General features: G+C 43.5%; 10 protein-coding genes. All 10 read right to left on the minus strand.

The window, feature by feature from the left end; translation table 11 throughout:
* Positions 1-49: 49 nt before the first annotated feature.
* Positions 50-1534 carry an aldehyde dehydrogenase (NADP(+)) gene (locus DUL71_RS14455; protein ID WP_114938785.1) on the minus strand — a complete coding sequence of 495 codons (1485 nt, stop codon included), beginning with the start codon at positions 1532-1534 and terminating at the stop codon, positions 50-52.
* Positions 1535-1730: 196 nt separating this feature from the next.
* Positions 1731-3953, minus strand: coding sequence for a putative Ig domain-containing protein (locus DUL71_RS14460; RefSeq protein WP_114938786.1), 2223 nt, complete (start codon positions 3951-3953; stop codon positions 1731-1733).
* Between the two features lie 10 nt (positions 3954-3963).
* Positions 3964-5397 carry an APC family permease gene (locus tag DUL71_RS14465; RefSeq protein WP_114938787.1) on the minus strand — a complete coding sequence of 478 codons (1434 nt, stop codon included), beginning with the start codon at positions 5395-5397 and terminating at the stop codon, positions 3964-3966.
* 72 nt (positions 5398-5469) lie between these two features.
* Positions 5470-7269, minus strand: a complete 1800-nt coding sequence (locus DUL71_RS14470; protein WP_244228756.1) for a DUF885 family protein — start codon at positions 7267-7269, stop codon at positions 5470-5472.
* A gap of 39 nt (positions 7270-7308) precedes the next feature.
* On the minus strand, positions 7309-8211 hold the full coding sequence (locus DUL71_RS14475; RefSeq protein WP_112569410.1) for an AraC family transcriptional regulator: 903 nt from the start codon (positions 8209-8211) through the stop codon (positions 7309-7311).
* 426 nt (positions 8212-8637) lie between these two features.
* Complete coding sequence (locus DUL71_RS14480) at positions 8638-9882, minus strand: NAD(P)/FAD-dependent oxidoreductase (protein ID WP_114938788.1); 1245 nt, start codon at positions 9880-9882, stop codon at positions 8638-8640.
* A gap of 227 nt (positions 9883-10109) precedes the next feature.
* Positions 10110-11111, minus strand: coding sequence for a 4-hydroxyproline epimerase (locus DUL71_RS14485; protein WP_114938789.1), 1002 nt, complete (start codon positions 11109-11111; stop codon positions 10110-10112).
* A 6-nt stretch (positions 11112-11117) separates the two neighbouring features.
* Complete coding sequence (locus DUL71_RS14490) at positions 11118-12056, minus strand: dihydrodipicolinate synthase family protein (protein WP_114938790.1); 939 nt, start codon at positions 12054-12056, stop codon at positions 11118-11120.
* A gap of 121 nt (positions 12057-12177) precedes the next feature.
* The gene (locus tag DUL71_RS14495; RefSeq protein ID WP_114938791.1) at positions 12178-13575 is read right to left on the minus strand and encodes a SusD/RagB family nutrient-binding outer membrane lipoprotein; all 1398 of its coding nucleotides are present in this window, start codon (positions 13573-13575) and stop codon (positions 12178-12180) included.
* A 28-nt stretch (positions 13576-13603) separates the two neighbouring features.
* Positions 13604-16630 carry a SusC/RagA family TonB-linked outer membrane protein gene (locus tag DUL71_RS14500; RefSeq protein ID WP_114938792.1) on the minus strand — a complete coding sequence of 1009 codons (3027 nt, stop codon included), beginning with the start codon at positions 16628-16630 and terminating at the stop codon, positions 13604-13606.
* Positions 16631-16878 lie beyond the last annotated feature (248 nt).

Raw genomic sequence — 16878 nt, forward strand, 5'->3', positions numbered from 1 at the left:
TGTGCAAGTATAATTTAAATTTGATTATCTGATGATGTTTAACATCTTACTATTTCTTCCATTCACCATCAAACAAACGCCATATGTTTGTTGGATTGGCTTGTTGCAATGGCAATGGCAACAGCGCGTCCGGGCAGTTTTGGTAGCAAACCGGGCGTACCCAACGCTTAGCCGCATTGATACCTACCGCGGTAAAACGGCTATCGGTAGTGGCCGGAAACGGGCCGCCATGCACCATACTGGCACAAACCTCAACACCGGTTGGTACGCCATTAAACAATACCCTGCCTGCTATCGACGGCAGTAGCTGTAACAGGCTTGAATGACCTGCAAAATCATCATCTGTACCCATAACGGTAGTAGTGAGCTGACCTGATACCGATTTTAACACTTTGATCAGTTCCTGCTCGTTTTTGCAAGATACCATTAACGAGTACGGGCCAAATACCTCTTCGTGCAATAAATGATTTTCAAGAAAAGTTTCGGCACTTACGAGGGCGATGGTTGGCTGAGCTTCGATATCGACAGCTTCTGTAGCCGACTTAACAACGCCGGTTACACCGCTCTGCTCCAAAGCAGCATGGCTCTTTTTCTCATAAGCAGAATGGATGCCCGCATGCAGCATTTTGGCTGGTTTGATATCTTCAATACCGTTACCTAACAGCTTATAGAAATTATCCAGACCTTCACCTTCAACAGCCAACATTAAACCGGGATTGGTACAAAACTGACCAACACCTAAAGTAATGGAACCTGCATATTGCGCAGCCAGATCAGCGGCGTTTTTGTTCAAAGTATCCGGCAAAAATATTACCGGGTTTATGCTGCCCATTTCTGAAAATACAGGAATAGGCTTTTTGCGTTCTGAAGAATACTGAAGCAAGGCTAAACCACCAACAGTTGAACCTGTAAAGCCAACAGCAGCGGTATCATCTGCTTTAACCAATGCTTTACCACTTTCAAACGAGGTACCATGTACATGCTGAAAAACATGCTCTGGCATATTGCTGCTCGCTATCGCTTTTTTGATAGCCTGGTAAACCATTTCAGAAGTTTCGGCATGAGCAGGATGTGCTTTTACTACTACCGAACAGCCTGCACCCAACGCGCTTGCAGTATCACCACCTGCGGTTGAATAGGCGAATGGGAAGTTACTTGCGCCAAAAACAACTACAGGGCCAAGCGGAACAAGCATTTTGCGTAGGTCCGGACGTGGCAACGGTTTTCTATCAGGTAAGGCGGTATCTATACTGGCTTCAACCCAGCTGCCTTCGCGCAGCATTCCTGCAAACATGCGTAGCTGACCGGTGGTACGGGCGCGCTCGCCGGTTAAACGGGGTAACGGAAGGTTAGTTTCTTCAGATGCTTTTTGCAGCAAGGCATCGCCTATTGCTTCTATTTCATTAGCAATAGCCTCCAAAAACAGGGCCTTTTGCTCGGCGCTTGTTTTTTGATAAGCCTCAAACGCGCTTTGCGATTGCTGCATAATGATATTTATTTCTTCGATGCTTTCTTCTTTAAAGTTGTTAGCCATGGCATATATTTTAGTAAAAAACGAAGGGCTTACGCCATTAATATGCGTGAGCAAATATATTTAACCTTTTATGATGCGCACTGAAGATTCCTAACCAGTTATAGCAGGATTTTATCTTATTTCCGCAACACAATTTCAAAACAGATTAAAAAACGGGCAAGCAATAGAATATCCAACAGGCAGACAAGCGTCTTGTTTACATCAATTTATAAAACCTTACCCCATGCGGCGGGATATTACAGGACACAGCAGCAACATTTTTAGCGATATCTTTTTGCTGCCAGATATCCCTCACAACTTTAACCCTGCCCATATGGATGCTGTTAAAATCAAGCGTATACTTTGTATACTTTTCACTAAGATTAAAAATACCTATTGCCTTGCTGCCATCTGCCAGTTGTTTAACCCAAACCTGGATCTGTTTACTATTAATCACCCTTTCGGCTTGTTTGCCTGCTACGTCCTGATCAATAGCTATAACCTCCCGATTTTTTAACAAATTAAGAGTAAATTCATCAAGCTTATCCATATCACAGCCAATAAGCAGCGGTGCCGATAAAAGGCTCCACAAGCTCATATGTGTATACTGCTCATAAGGCGTCAAATTGGTTTGGTGTAGATTCTCGCCCCAGCCAACTCTGCCTAAAATGAGCATATCGGGATCGTTCCAGCCTCCCGGCCCGGCGTAGGCCGCGTTATTGGTCTGACTAAAACCTATCCCGTACAAACTTTCCCAGGTATCAGTAATATCCTCGGTAGTGCGCCACAGATTGCCGTTCATCTGCGTGCCCCATTTCCAAACATCTTTTATGCCATACTGGCAAATGCTGTAGATAATACCCCGGGGCTGTTTTGCCAGTTCATCGCGCATTACCATGTATGGTTTCTGCTGCGCGAATAGTGTTGTATCACCGGCCGTTTGGTCAGAATAGCTGCATAGGTCGTATTTCAAATAATCAACACCCCAGTTAAAATATGTGCCAGCATCCTGACCCTCATGGCCTAACGAACCCAGGTAACCGCCACAGGTTTTTGCTCCCGGCGACGAGTAAATGCCAAACTTTAATCCCTGTTGATGCAGGTGTGTTCCAAGAGCTTTCATATCCGGGAATTTCTCATTCGCGGCTATTGCTCCATCCTGTTGCCTTGCAGGTGCCTGCCAGCCATCATCTACGTTAATGGAGTTCCAGCCGTAATCGGTGAGGCCTTTATCAAGCATGGCTTTAGCTGATAGCCGAACCTTTTCGTCGCTCACATTCAGTCCCCAGCAATTCCAGCTGTTCCAGCCCATGGGAGGGGTAAGTGCTAATAAATGCCCCGATTTGATGGTAAATGCGCGTTCGCTTCTTCCTAAATTGTTGCTTACCGAAACAGATACTTTGTAATCTCCTGCTTTAGGGGCTACCCCTGTTATAATTCCGGTTTTATTATCAAGCATTAAGCCTTGCGGCAAATTTTTAACCGAATAGCTTAGAGGCTTTTGCCCGCTTGCCGCTATTTTGTAAAGTACCGGTGAGCCGGGATGTATGCCTAAAACCGCAGCACCATTAATCATCGGTTTTAACGATGCTTTGGGAGTAAGCAAATAAGGTGCTATCTCGGCAAAGGTCTTGGTCTTGCCTGATGCCGCTTCGGTAAACTCATAAAACAATTTAATGCCTTCGCGATGGGGGAAATTGAGCGTGTAAGTCTCCTTACCCAGGGGCTGGAGATTAGCATTTACCGTTTTCTCGGCAATTGTTTTTTCAGTAACCTGGTCTATGATCCGGTAGTGAAACTTGCCCATGATAATGGTTTTAAAGCTATTGCTGATGGTTAATTTGCGTGCAGATTGCGCGTTGGGTAAAAAGCTGATATCGGTTTGGGTGAAGACGATGCCGTCAAATTTTTCCAGCATATCAATATAAGGGCTTCCCATAAAAATCCCACCCGAGCCACCGCCATCATACACTTTTATGGCGATGATATTTTCCGCGTCCCATTTAATTGCCGGATCATTTGCGGCGATGCAGTAATTACGTACAGCAGGCCACTTGCTTATATAGCCTCCCTTATCTTCAGGAAATGCACCGGTTTTACCAATCAGTTTGCCGTTAAAATAAGTTTCATCAACATCATTAACATGCGCAAGGAATACCCTCAAACTATCACCCCAAACCGCCTGCTTTTTTAATGACGATGGAATAACCACATGAATCCGGTACCATGCAAAACCGTGATAATCCGGGTAACCCTGCTCCTGCCAAACATCGCCAACTTTGATATTTTTCCATTGCGAATCGTTAAAGTCGGCATTTTGCCAGGCTGCATTATTTCCGGTGGAAAACTTCGCAGTGCTTAGATTAATAAAATTCCCGTTTTGTGCGGAAACTGCTATGGCAATAGTTAAAAGCCATAGCAGCGATAAGATCTTTTTCATGAATGGTAGTCTATAAACTTTCGACCGGGAGTTCAGCGGTTTTACGTTTTTTGCTGCCACCTATCAAGTAATAAACCGGGATGCCCGTCAGGGTAATAATCAAGCCCGGATAAGTATAAGCTGGTTTGTATTTGATCAGCAACAGGCAAAAAGCAATACCCATAATAATATAAATTATTGGCAATACCGGGTAACCAAAAGCCTTGTAAGGCCGCTCTGCATTGGGCATTTTTTTGCGTAGGATAAAAATCCCGATGATGGTAAGCACATAAAAAACTACCACCACAAACGAGATCATGTCCAGCAGATCGCCGTATTTACCGCTCAGGCTCCAAAGGCAGGCAAACACGCACTGCAACCATAAACCAAAACCCGGCACCGAGTTTTTATTCAGCGTACCCACTTTTTTAAAGAAAAGCCCATCCTTAGCCATCGAGTAATAAACCCTGGCACCCGACATGATAAGCCCGTTATTACAGCCAAAAGTTGATACCATGATGAGCAAAGCGATGATCACCGTACCCGAGCTGCCAAAAATATGCTGTGAAGCAACCACACCTACCCTATCTTTATCAGCAACGGCAATATCATGCAATGAAAGTACACCTGTATACATGATGTTGGTTAAAATGTAGATCACCGTCACGATCAGGGTACCCAGCGCCAGACTCAAACCGATATTCCTTTTCGGGTTTTTGATCTCCCCGGCTATAAAAGTCACGTTGTTCCATGAATCGCTGCTGAATATAGAGCCCACCATAGCCGAAGCAATAGCCCCTAAAGCAGCAATGGTAGTATATGAAGCAATAGAACCATCACCATTAAGATGATGCATATCCCATGCATTTTTCCAGTTATCGCTCCATACCGAAGCTTTTAAGGAAAACAGGCCAAACACAATTAACCCCAACAAGCTCAGCAGCTTGGCCATAGTGAAAATGGTTTGCACAATTTTACCGCTGTTTACGCCGCGGGTATTGATATAGGTTAAAAATACAATCACCAGGATGGAGAGCAGTTGTGCCGGCGATATGGTGATAAAACCAAGATCGACAGCCACAAGGTCTTCACTTAACTGCGGGATCAGGTAGGCCGTAAATTTGGCGAAAGCAACCCCTACCGCGGCAATAGTAGCTGTTTGGATCACGGTAAAAAAACTCCATCCGTATAAAAAACCAACCAAGGGGCGATATGCCTCTTTCAGGTAAACGTACTGGCCACCCGCCCTGGGGAACATGGCACTCAGCTCGCCGTAGCTCAGGGCCGCGGTGAGGGTCATAAAACCAGTGATAAGCCATACAAATAGCAGCCAACCGGCACTGCCCACATTGCGGGTAATATCCGCGCTCACAATAAAAATGCCGGAGCCAATCATACTGCCTGCCACCAGCATGGTGGCATCCATCAACCGCAATGAAGGCTTAAAAGAAGTACTGTTCTCCATAAAAATGTTTTTTGAAAGCTAAAAGCTGAATGCATAAAGCTTAAAGCTTTACCATCGATGCTATTTAATTAATTATTTACCTCCGAAATCGTAAAATTTCCAGCTTGTTGTAAAATCTTTGCTTAAAGCCTGGTTGGTTAACGTAGCACGAAGCATCTCAACCGGGATCAGGTTTTCCTTGATGGCCGCATCATGGAATTGTTTAAAAGTCATCTTGCCACTATCAACCAATTCTTTCCTCAACTCGGTCAATTGCAAACCGCCCAACAAATAAGCCACCTGGTAAAGCGGACTATAGCCACCTTCAAATGAGCGCCTTACTTCACCTTCGGCATTGGCACGTTCATGACCTACGCGGTCAACCAAAAAGTCGATGCATTGCTGCGGTGTCCAATTGCCTAAATGATAGTTGAGCGAAAAGATGATCCTCGCGCAACGGTGCATGCGCCAGAACAGCATGCCTACACGCTCTTCAGGTGTTTTGGCAAAACCCTTATCGTACAACAACAATTCCCAGTATAAGGCCCAGCCCTCAACCGCGAACGGCGTCCCAAAATCCTGTCGGTAGGCTTTGTAACGGCTATTCATAAAATATTGCAGGTTATGGCCGGGAATCAGTTCATGCTGCACCGTTCCCCTTGAAAAATAAGGGTTATTTCCACGCATACTCATCAACCTGTCATCATATTGCATAGTATTGGTTGGGTACGAGATGCTGATCTCTTTGCCACCGGTAAAAAATGGGTTAACCAATTGCCTCTGCGGCGACATCATCACCATACCCCAGGTTTCTTCGGCCAGTGGCGGTATCGTGATCAGGTCCCGCTCTTTGATAAAGCTGATGGCATCATTGTAGAGCTTAACAATTAGTTCGGGCTGATGACCTACCGGTACATAACTGTTTTTTACTTTCTCAAGCGCTTTTTTCCAATCGCTGCCAAAACCCATTTCCTGCGATGCTTTCAGCATCTCCTTATCGCACCAGGCAAACTCCTTGTTAGCAAGCTTGATTAGCTCTTCGGGCGTATAAGGGATCATCTCGGCCTGTAACTGGCTAATCAACTCTTCCCTGCCAATCGGCACGCCTTTGATACCGCTGCTATCGCTTTTTTGGCTGGTGTTCAGCTTTCCTTTGCTAATAGCTAACTCGCTGTATCTTCCAAGCGCATTATCAACAGCTTTATAAGGCTCAGGCACCCACCAGGTAAACGATGGATCGTATTTATTATAGAAACCAAAAAAGTCCTTTAAACGACCTTTCAATCCTAATAAAGCAGCTTTGGTTACCTTAGCCACCGGCATATCCACCGATGGAAGTTTACGATACGCTGTAGTATCAGCTTTGAGTTCTTTCAGGATCTTGTTCAAATCGCCTGCAACTTTTTCGCCATCCACGAATGTTCCGCGACGGCGTTTTTGCTCAAGAGCGTAAATCTCATCGGCAAATGAAATGTATTTTGCAGCCTGGCTGTACAGGCCTTCTTCTTTCTTCAGGTCTTTCAGATCAAAGTTGATACGTTTTTTCAGCAGGATATAATCAACCTTGCCGTATATACTCAGGATGTTAAAGTCGGTTTGCTCCAATTGCTTCAGATAATCGTTATCAACCTCAATTAACCTTTTACGCTGTTCAGGCGAATTAAGCACATCCTGTTTGTATTGGTCTTCGGCACGGTCATTAACATTATAGGGCGAGTAAAAATCGCGAATGGCGTTCATATCTTGCCCGTACCTGATAATGGTGCCGGCAATTTCGCTGGTTTGCTCGTATAAATTACCGGTTGGTGTTGTTTGCGCCTTTACAGTAAGCACACCAAGGGTAAGGGCATAAAGGGCTAAACCTTTTATGGCTGTTTTAGTATTTATTAGCACGATAAATTAGTGGTTTGAGGTAAAAAGAAAAAAGCCGTATTAGCTGGCAGCCCTGTTAAGGCTGATAAGATTGTTGTTGTATGAGTCGAGATAGCCGCGCGGCGAGTTGCCAATTACACATTTAAATACGCGGTTAAAGTTGGTAATGCTTTTGAAGCCACATTTGTAAGCTACCGTATTAATACTTTCAAATTTATGGGCGATGAGTTTTTTACAAGCCTCATTGATCCGGATCTCGTTCAGAAATGAAATAAACGTATGACCTGTATGCTTTTTGAAATATCTGCAAAACGACTCGGGGGTCATGTAAGCTACCTTAGCAACATCCTCAAGCGTGATAGGCTCGCTGTAATGCTGCATAATGTAGTTGTAGATATTACCTATTCTGATCCCCTCGTTTTCGGTTATGCCCGGCAGGTTGCCATACGTTGATAAAGGATCGAGCTTAGTTTTGATATTAGTAAGCCCTTTCAACAAATGGAAAAACTGAATGAGCTGATCGGGGCCGGATGCCTTTTGCAGGGCAATCATGATCTGCGATACCTTATCAACCACAGAATGCGGCACTTTAAAGCCCTGTTGATGCTGTTGCATAAATATCAGGCTCGGCTTAAGCTCAGGCAGTGAAAACAACGGAGCCAGTGCACCTTCCGGGTTAAAAAATATGGTAAGCGCCTCAATCTGTTTATTGGAGTTTGGCACAAAGTATTCAGGATTGCTTTTAAACACGTGCGGCAGGTTGGCACCAATTAAAAACAGGTCGCCGGCCGAGTAATCATGCATGTTATTTCCTGCAATCAAAGTCCCCTCGCCCTGCTGGATCCAGGTGAGCTGAATTTCCTTATGACGGTGCAGGTATGGATAATGGTAGGGCAAACAGACCTTTTCTGCTATCACACTTTTATCGTGCGGAACCGGGATAGTAAATTGTAAAACTTTCATCTGCTACTTTGATTATACTTGTTGAATTTACAATTACTTAACTTAATTTGCTAATAAATGAAGTTAAAAGGATAAAATACGGGCAATATCTGGTAATTTATGGTTGATAGCACCACCAAAATTGGCCTAAAAACCCATTTTTATCCAACAGATAAAAATTAAATTAAATGTTATATAAACAATTAAAATCGAAATTATAGCCACTACAGCCATAATTTAACCGAATAAAATATTTTTAATTGTACAGAATACAACTAATGTACATTTTACACTAACCATCTTTTTTAGGCAGAAAAACCGTTTTTTAACCTGTTTTTTATGATTCAGGTAATAAAACGTACTCCTGTTAAAGCAAAAAACCGCTCATCAGGGGTGGATGAACGGTTCCGTTTTCCGGCAAGCCGGAAGGGTAATCAATTGTTTAAATTAAGATCTTTCAGGAGCAAATTCTTTAATATCGATAGAGGTTGGTTTGCCCGAAATAATTTCGCTGGCCAGTAAACCGGTTGCCGCACCAAGGCTCAAGCCCATCATACCATGCCCTGTTGCTACTGTAAGGTTGCTGTATTGTTTACTCTTACCGATATAAGGCAATCCATCGGCAGATGAAGGGCGGAAACCAAACCAGATATCTTTTTGATCAGGAACAGCAGGTTTTAAACCAGGGAAATACTTCGGCACCGATTCAACGATACCTTTTACACGGTTCATGTTAATGCGGTCGTTGATTTTATCAAGTTCCATAGTACCACCATAACGTAAGCCGCCGTTCATTGGTGTTATGGCAACCCTTGCTTCGGCCAGTAACGCAGGGATGTGCATAGTTTCGCTGTCATCCTTCACATTAAATGAATAGCCTTTGCCCGGCATCAGCAAGATCTTTAAGCCCAGCAGCTTTCCAATAGCCGGCGACCATGAGCCTCCCGCGATAATATACTCATCGGCAGTAAACTCTTCATTACCTGATAATACCCTGCTTACCTTGCCGCCATTGTTTTCAATTTTAGTAACCTCTTTATTAGCCACCAATTTTACACCGGCAGTTTTCAGGTGTTTGATCAAAGCAGCCATCAGTTTATTGGGCGATAGGTGCGCATCACAGCGATAATGTACAGCGCCTAATACATCAAGCTCAAGCTTGGGTTGCAGTTTTTTACAATCGTCGACACTAAGCACGGCCATATCCAAACCTAATTCCCTGCCTTTTTCGGCCATGTGCGCTTCTTCTTCGCCGGCCTTTTCGGTTTTATAAAACATCAGGATGCCCTTTTCAACCAAATCAAAATCAAAGCTGGGCTCTTTGCTCAAATCTTCGTAAAGTTTTTTGCTGAGTAATGAAAGTTCGGTTAAAGGCGTGGCCGATCTTTCAACGTGTTCGGCATTGGCTTTCTTTAAAAACTTCAATCCCCATGAAATCAGTTCGGGATTCAGCGATGGCTTTACGTAGAACGGGCTTTTGCTGTTAAACATCCATTTAATACCCTGCGATACCATTCCCGGCGTTGCCAATGGGATAAAATGGCTTGGCACTATCATGCCCGCGTTTCCGTATGAGCAACTGTCGGTCATATCACCCTTATCCAGCACAGTAACCTCATGCCCGGCCTTTTGTAAATAATAAGCCGAACTAAGTCCTACTATCCCACCTCCTATTATCAGCACTTTTGCCATTCTTGTTTTAAAGCTTAAAGCTTAAGGCGGAGAGCCGAAAGCTTTTATTTAGAAAATTATTAATTAGAAGTCTAAAACGGGGGATTGCGCGATTCCCCTCTTGAGAGGGGTGGAGGGGTGTGTTTCTGCTTTGACAAGTCAATCGCATAAACACACCCCTGCCAACACTTTTTCCTCCGCGCCCCCTCTCAAGAGGGGATTTTTGAAAGCTCTTTGTTTATTATCAATTATATCACCTGGAAACCGTGAGCATAAGGATCATCATCATCTATTTTGATGGTATTGTAGCCATAAACTTTGGCCCAGCCTTCAACGCTTGGAATAATGGCGTCGATATCATTGATCTTAACCACGTCCTCAACCTTACCAATAAATTTACTGCCGATGATACTTTCGTGAACAAAAGACTCACCCACTTTCAATTTACCTTTGGCAAACCATTGCGCCATACGGGCCGAAGTACCGGTTCCGCAAGGAGAACGGTCGATGGCTTTATCGCCATAAAATACCGCGTTACGTGCAGTGGCATCCGCCGATAAAGTGGCACCTGCCCAAAGGATATGGGTACAGGTATTTATGGTTGGATCCTGCGGGTGCACAAACTGGTATTTTTCGTTGATGCGCTTACGCAGCACCTGGCTCCAGGCTATCAGCTGTCCGGCTGTGTAATTCTCAATGCCCTTAAAGTTAGGCTGAGGATCAACAATGGCATAATAGTTACCGCCATACGAAACATCGATAGTAAGCGTACCAAGATCAGGGCATTCCACTTCTAAATCAGTCGCTGCAAGATATGCAGCCACGTTTCTGAGTTTTACCGAAGTTACCTTTTTACCCTCCTGCTTGTACTCAATTAATACAAGGCCGGCAGGCGCTTCCATACGTACAATACCCGGAGTTTTAGGCTGGATTAACCCTTCCTCAATGGCTATGGTGATGGTGCCTATAGTTCCGTGACCGCACATCGGTAAACAACCGCTGGTTTCGATGAACAAAACCGCTACGTCGTTTTCTGGGTCATGAGGCGGGTACAGGATACTGCCCGACATCATATCATGGCCACGGGGTTCAAACATCAGGCCCGTCCTGATCCAGTCGTACTCCTTTAAAAAGTGCTGACGTTTCTGGCTCATGTTGTCGCCTTTTAGCGTGGGACCACCACCGGCCACCAACCTTACGGGATTACCGCAGGTATGGGCATCAACACAAAAGAAAGTTTTACTTGCCATATGCTATTATAAAGCTACCTCGGTTAATTTACCCCAGCTTCCAATAGGCAGCTCAGGCCTTACAGCAAGCGCGTCGTTGATGATTTTCTGAACTTTTTCACGCTCGGCACCAATTAATGGCAAACGTGGCGCACGTACATTTTCGGTACCTATGCCGGTTGCAACCTCGGCCAGTTTAATGTATTGTACCAGTTTAGGGTGAATATCCAGTTCAAGCACCGGTAAAAACCAACGGTAAATGGCCAAAGCCTCATCATACCTTTTTGCTTTTACCAAACGGTAAATGGCAACAGTTTCTTTAGGGAACGCGTCAACCAAACCAGCAACCCAGCCATCGGCACCCATTACAAGGCTTTCCATTGCCAACGGATCAACACCGGTAAAGATCTTGAACCTGTCGCCAAACTTGTTAATCATACGGGTTACGTTTGATACATCACGGGTTGACTCTTTTACCGCCTGGATATTATCATAAGCTGCAAGTTCTGCAAACATATCTAAAGTAACCTCAATCTTATAATCAACAGGGTTATTGTAGATCATGATTGGCAATTCGGTACTTTTAGCGATAGAAGTTAAATAAGCAATGGTTTCACGGGCTTCGCTGTTGTAACGCATAGGTGGCAACAGCATTAAGCCATCAGCACCTTTATCAAATGCTTTTTGAGCATAAGCAACAGCCGCTTTGGTAGTTTGTTCGGCTATATTTAATATAACAGGTACTTTACCTTGTACAAACTCAACAGTGTGAGCAAGCAGCGCGAATTTTTCATCATCGCTTAAAACGCTTGCTTCGCCCAATGAGCCGCCTAATATAAAACCATCAACACCAGCCTCAAGCTGTGCATTCAGGTTTATATCAAAAGCTTCAAAATCAAGTTCGTCATTATCTGTAAATTTAGTAGTTACTGCAGGGAGTACGCCTTTCCAATCAAAAGTTATCATTGTATATTATTTTTCACAAAATTAAAATAGTACTTATTACGAATATTTAACAATTTAGCAGACATTGACCGTATTTTAACATACAATGCCATATACAGACAAATTGCCTGCTAAATAATGCCTATTGCGCATCCCACCAAAGCCTGTCGGTAAGCTTAGCGTTTTGTTGCGGCTGCGGATTTGCGGTCATTTCCGACTGCGGGTATAATACCCTGCGCGGAATATCCGACAAGGCATTTTTAACCTTAGTTAAGGCCGGATAGCCTGTACGCCTCCAATCAGTATAGTTCTCCATTGACAGGAAGTTGGCCACAACCTTTTCCTCAATGATCAGCTGCATGGCATTAGCGCTGGTTAAGGTACCCCTTGAGGCTAAATATGTATTCACATCAGCATCGGCAATACCCAGTTTTGACATGTGCGATTTAACCGCCAGCAAATAAACCGGTTGCGCCGCTGTTGCACCCGACAGTACAAATGTAGCTTCGGCCTTTAAGAATAATGCTTCCGAGTAAGTAACAATGTAGTTATTTGAGCTTGTGCTCGCATAAAAAGAGCCGCCCAAGGAGTATGATTCCAAACTACCTATATCTTCCAACCCTATCTGACGACCGGTATACAAACCTGTTTGCGCTGCGGGGGCAACCATTTTTGATAAACGGGGATCTTTCCGGGTCTTAAAACCATCAACAAAAGTTGAAGCCAATACCAGCGTTGAGCCTGGTAAAAAGTTTTGCTGCCATGGGTTTTCGGCACCGGCTCCGCCGGTGAACGGCATCTTCATATCATCATCATTGCTCGCCATAGCGTTTTCAAGGGCGGTAAGGGCCAGTTGTGCCTGCGCGGCAGCTGTATGCCCCGGAGCTTTAGTCAGGTGCATATAATAACGTGCTTTTAACGTATAAGCTGCCTTTTTCCATTTGCTCATATCGCCGCCATAGTAAAAATCATCGCCTGTAGGTACTGTAGTGGTATTTTTAGCGATATCAGCGATAGCGTTATCAAGCAGGGTTTGTATCTGCGTATAAATTGCTTCCTGGCTATCATAAGTTGGGGTAAGGTTACCTGTACCCTGAAAACTTTTTGAATACGGCACATCGCCCCAGGCATCAGTAGCAGAACCAAGCGTATAGGCAAGCAAGATCTTTGATATTCCCGCGTAGTTAGCATTGCCATCGGCTTCTGCTTTTTTATCAAGCAAAACAAGGTTATTCATTACCTGCACATAAAAGTTGTACCAATCGCTATCCATATCCTGATGATACATGAGATAGGTACCAAAGTTTGGCGGCACCTGGTTCAAAGCTATTACCTGAAGGTATTGTTGTAGTACTATCGCAAGATTACTACCACCCGAGGCGGTAATATTCTGTGATATAGCCGCTTCAACCGGGGCCAGGATCAGTGATTCTTTAACATCTATAGGCCTGTTGGGGTCGTGGTTTACATCAATGTATTTTTTACAGCCCGTAAAACTTACTAACGCGCATGTTACTAACGTGATATATTTATTTTTCATGACAATTTCTCTTATTAATGATTTTAAATTATAGGGTAACTTTCAAACTAAAGTCAACCGATTTTGAAGTTGGGGTTGAGAATGAATAAATACCCTGTGAACCGTTTGATGAGCCAAATGAGCTAACTTCCGGATCGCCGCCGGTAAAGTGCGGCGCGTGGATCCAAAGGTTACGGCCGGTTACACTAAACGTTGCCGATTTGAAAGGGCTTTTGCTTAACCATGATGGTTTTAAAGTATAGCCTAAACTAACATTGCGCAGTTTAACATAGCTGCCATCCTGAATTACAGACTCAAGCACACTGTTTGCGCGCTGATAATAAGCCTGACCATTAACCGCAATGGTATTTGGCTGACCGGTAGTGGCATTTACGCCATCAACTACCCGTGGGCCACGGTTTTCGGTAACTTTTGGAGTACCATAAAAATAACCATAACCATCAACGTTGTTTTGGATATCGCCACCACGTTTGATATCAAAGAAGAAACTGAAATTGAATTGTTTGTACCTGAAGTTGTTATTGATGCCACCAAGCCAGTTAGGGTTGATATTACCTACTATACCTTGTGTATCATCGGCATATGGAAGGCCGGTATCATCGATTAGTAACTTACCTGCCGCGTTACGTGCATAGCGGGTACCATATATTACTCCGTAAGGCTGCCCAACCACTATATTGGTAAAACCATTACCCAATACCTGCTGATCGCCGTAAATAGACAATACCTTATTCCTGTTACGGGTAAAGTTTAAAGTAAGGTCCCAGTTAAAATCGCGGCTCTTAATTGGTGTGGCGTTAAGCAATATTTCAATCCCCCTATTACGCATTACCGCTGAGTTTACACCTGTTGATGCGTAACCTGTTGATGCCGCGATAGCCACATTTGGTATAATACCATCAATTGTTTTTTTACTGTAGAAAGATGCTTCAAGACTGATACGGTTATTAAAGAACCCCGCTTCAAAGCCCGCTTCAAACTCGTTGATACGCTCGTTTTTAAGATTAGGATTACCCAGTACATCGCTGATTAAAAAACCGGCCTGCTGGTTATAAGGGAAAGCAAGGTTACGGATAGTTGCTTTATTGTAAGGCGTTAATAAACTGTATGCGCCGATGCTACCGTCATTACCTACTGTACCGTATGAAACCCTAATCTTGCCCAGGTTCATAACTTTTGAAAGCTCGGGGCTAAAAAACTCTGAAAATATAAAACTACCCGCGGCAGAACCATAAGGATAAAAATTGTGGTCGGTTGATAATACCGAGTTACCATCGTACCTACCGGTTAATGATAATAACAGGAAGCGCTTATATTCGATATTTGATTGCAGGTAGAAACCAATTTTTCGTTGCAATGTTGAACTCTCGCTGTAGTTAACCGTTGAAGCAGAAGCCATATTATACAAACCGGGTACAGTTAAACCAACGCCATTGGCGTAAGTATTTTCACCGTATGTGGAGATAAGGTTATTACCTAATATAACGTCAATATTAAAGTCGCCAAACTGCTTAGTGGCACTCAGCAATAAATCATTATTATATTGGCGAAAGGTAGTATTGTTATCAACCAAACGGCCATTAGGATTTGATACCGATTGGGTTGATTCATGATACCTGTCCATTTCGGTATAAACATCGGCGCCAAACCTTTCAGTAATTGTTAACCATGACAGGGGCTTATAATCGGCAGTAAAAGTTGGTAAAAACCTGTTAACACTTGAGTGGTTTTTGATATTATCCAATACCCAATACGGATTATTGCGCGAAAAACGATATAAACGCTGGGTACCGTCGGCATTTAAATAAGGCTGCAGATTATACGAAACCGGCGCTGTAAAAACTGTCCAAACCGGGCTTTCAAGCGCATACCCCTCAGGTAACCTGTCGTTTTGTGAGTTTGAATAATTTAACTGAAAAGTAGTATTCAGGTTTTTAAGCACTTGCGCGCTATATTTCGCAAAAAAAGTATTGCGCAAAAATTTAGTGGTAGGCACCGTACCCTGCTGATTAAAATTAGAATAAGAAACCAGGTAAGTAGAATTGTTACCGCCACCGCCAATATTTACGGTGTTGTTGTAAGTATGGCCGGTTTTAAAAAACAGATCGGACTGGTTATAAACTTTTGCAGGTTGTCCGTTTATTTTAAGGGTATCCATACGGGCACCCCATGATGTACTTGTTTTATTGGTTACGCCATCATAATAAATTCCGTTAGTACCTAATGAGTATTTATTTTGAATTTGCGGCAGCAAAGGCTTTTCAGCAGAAAAATCGGAAGAAAAGGTAATGAGCGGCTTTTTATTTAAAGCACCGTTTTTGGTAGTAATAATAACAACGCCGTTAGCGCCTTTTGAACCGTATAAGGCTGTAGCTGCCGCACCCTTCAGCACGTTCATACTTGCAATAATTGATGGATCGATATCGGCTATCCTGTTTGTACCGGGTCCGGTGTTAAGGTTACCTGTTTCTGAGTTGTCAACCGGCACACCATCAATAACCATTAAAGGCTCATTAGTACCAAAAAATGAAGATCCTCCCCTGATTACTATCCTGGCCGAACTGCCCGGGGTACCTGATGAACTTGTTACCTGTACACCGGCTACTTTACCGGCTATCGCGTTTACAAGGTTAGGCTCCTTTGATTGTGTCAGCGACTCTCCTTTTATTTCCTGCGAACTGTACGTCAGGATCCTTTTATCGCGTTTTATACCCAGCGCGGTAACTACTACCTCATTAAGTACTTTGTTATCTTCGGCCAAGGTCACGTTAACCTGCGCCTGGCCGGTTAACTTAACTTCGTGCGCGGTAAAACCAATGGCGGTTACAATTAATGTACCCTGTCCATTATAATTAAGGCTAAACAGGCCGCTGCCATTGGTAACAGAGCCAGCGTTTGTGCCTTTTATTTTAACGGAAGCGCCGGCTATGGGCTCGCCCTTCTCGTCGGTTACCTTTCCTTTTAGTGTTACTGTTTGCGCGTACGTGCTGTAACAAAACACAAACACACTTAGTAAAGGCAAAATGAACCTCTTTAGTAATTGTTTAAACTTCATAAATTAAAATTTGGGGTTAATGACTATGTATTACACGCTGTATTTCAGACACGTAAAACTATCCGCGCACTGGCCCAAATTTTGTCATGAAATTTGCCAATACTACCCATATCTTAACATTCCTGTTACAATAGCATTAAATTGTTATTATTTTTATATAAAACTTTTAAATACGTTAATATTTTGCCATTCGGCTATTACCGCCATTAAGAAACTTACTATAAACAGCCATAGGGTTGAAAAAACGG

The organism is Mucilaginibacter endophyticus, assembly GCF_003351025.1.
Classification (GTDB): domain Bacteria; phylum Bacteroidota; class Bacteroidia; order Sphingobacteriales; family Sphingobacteriaceae; genus Mucilaginibacter; species Mucilaginibacter endophyticus.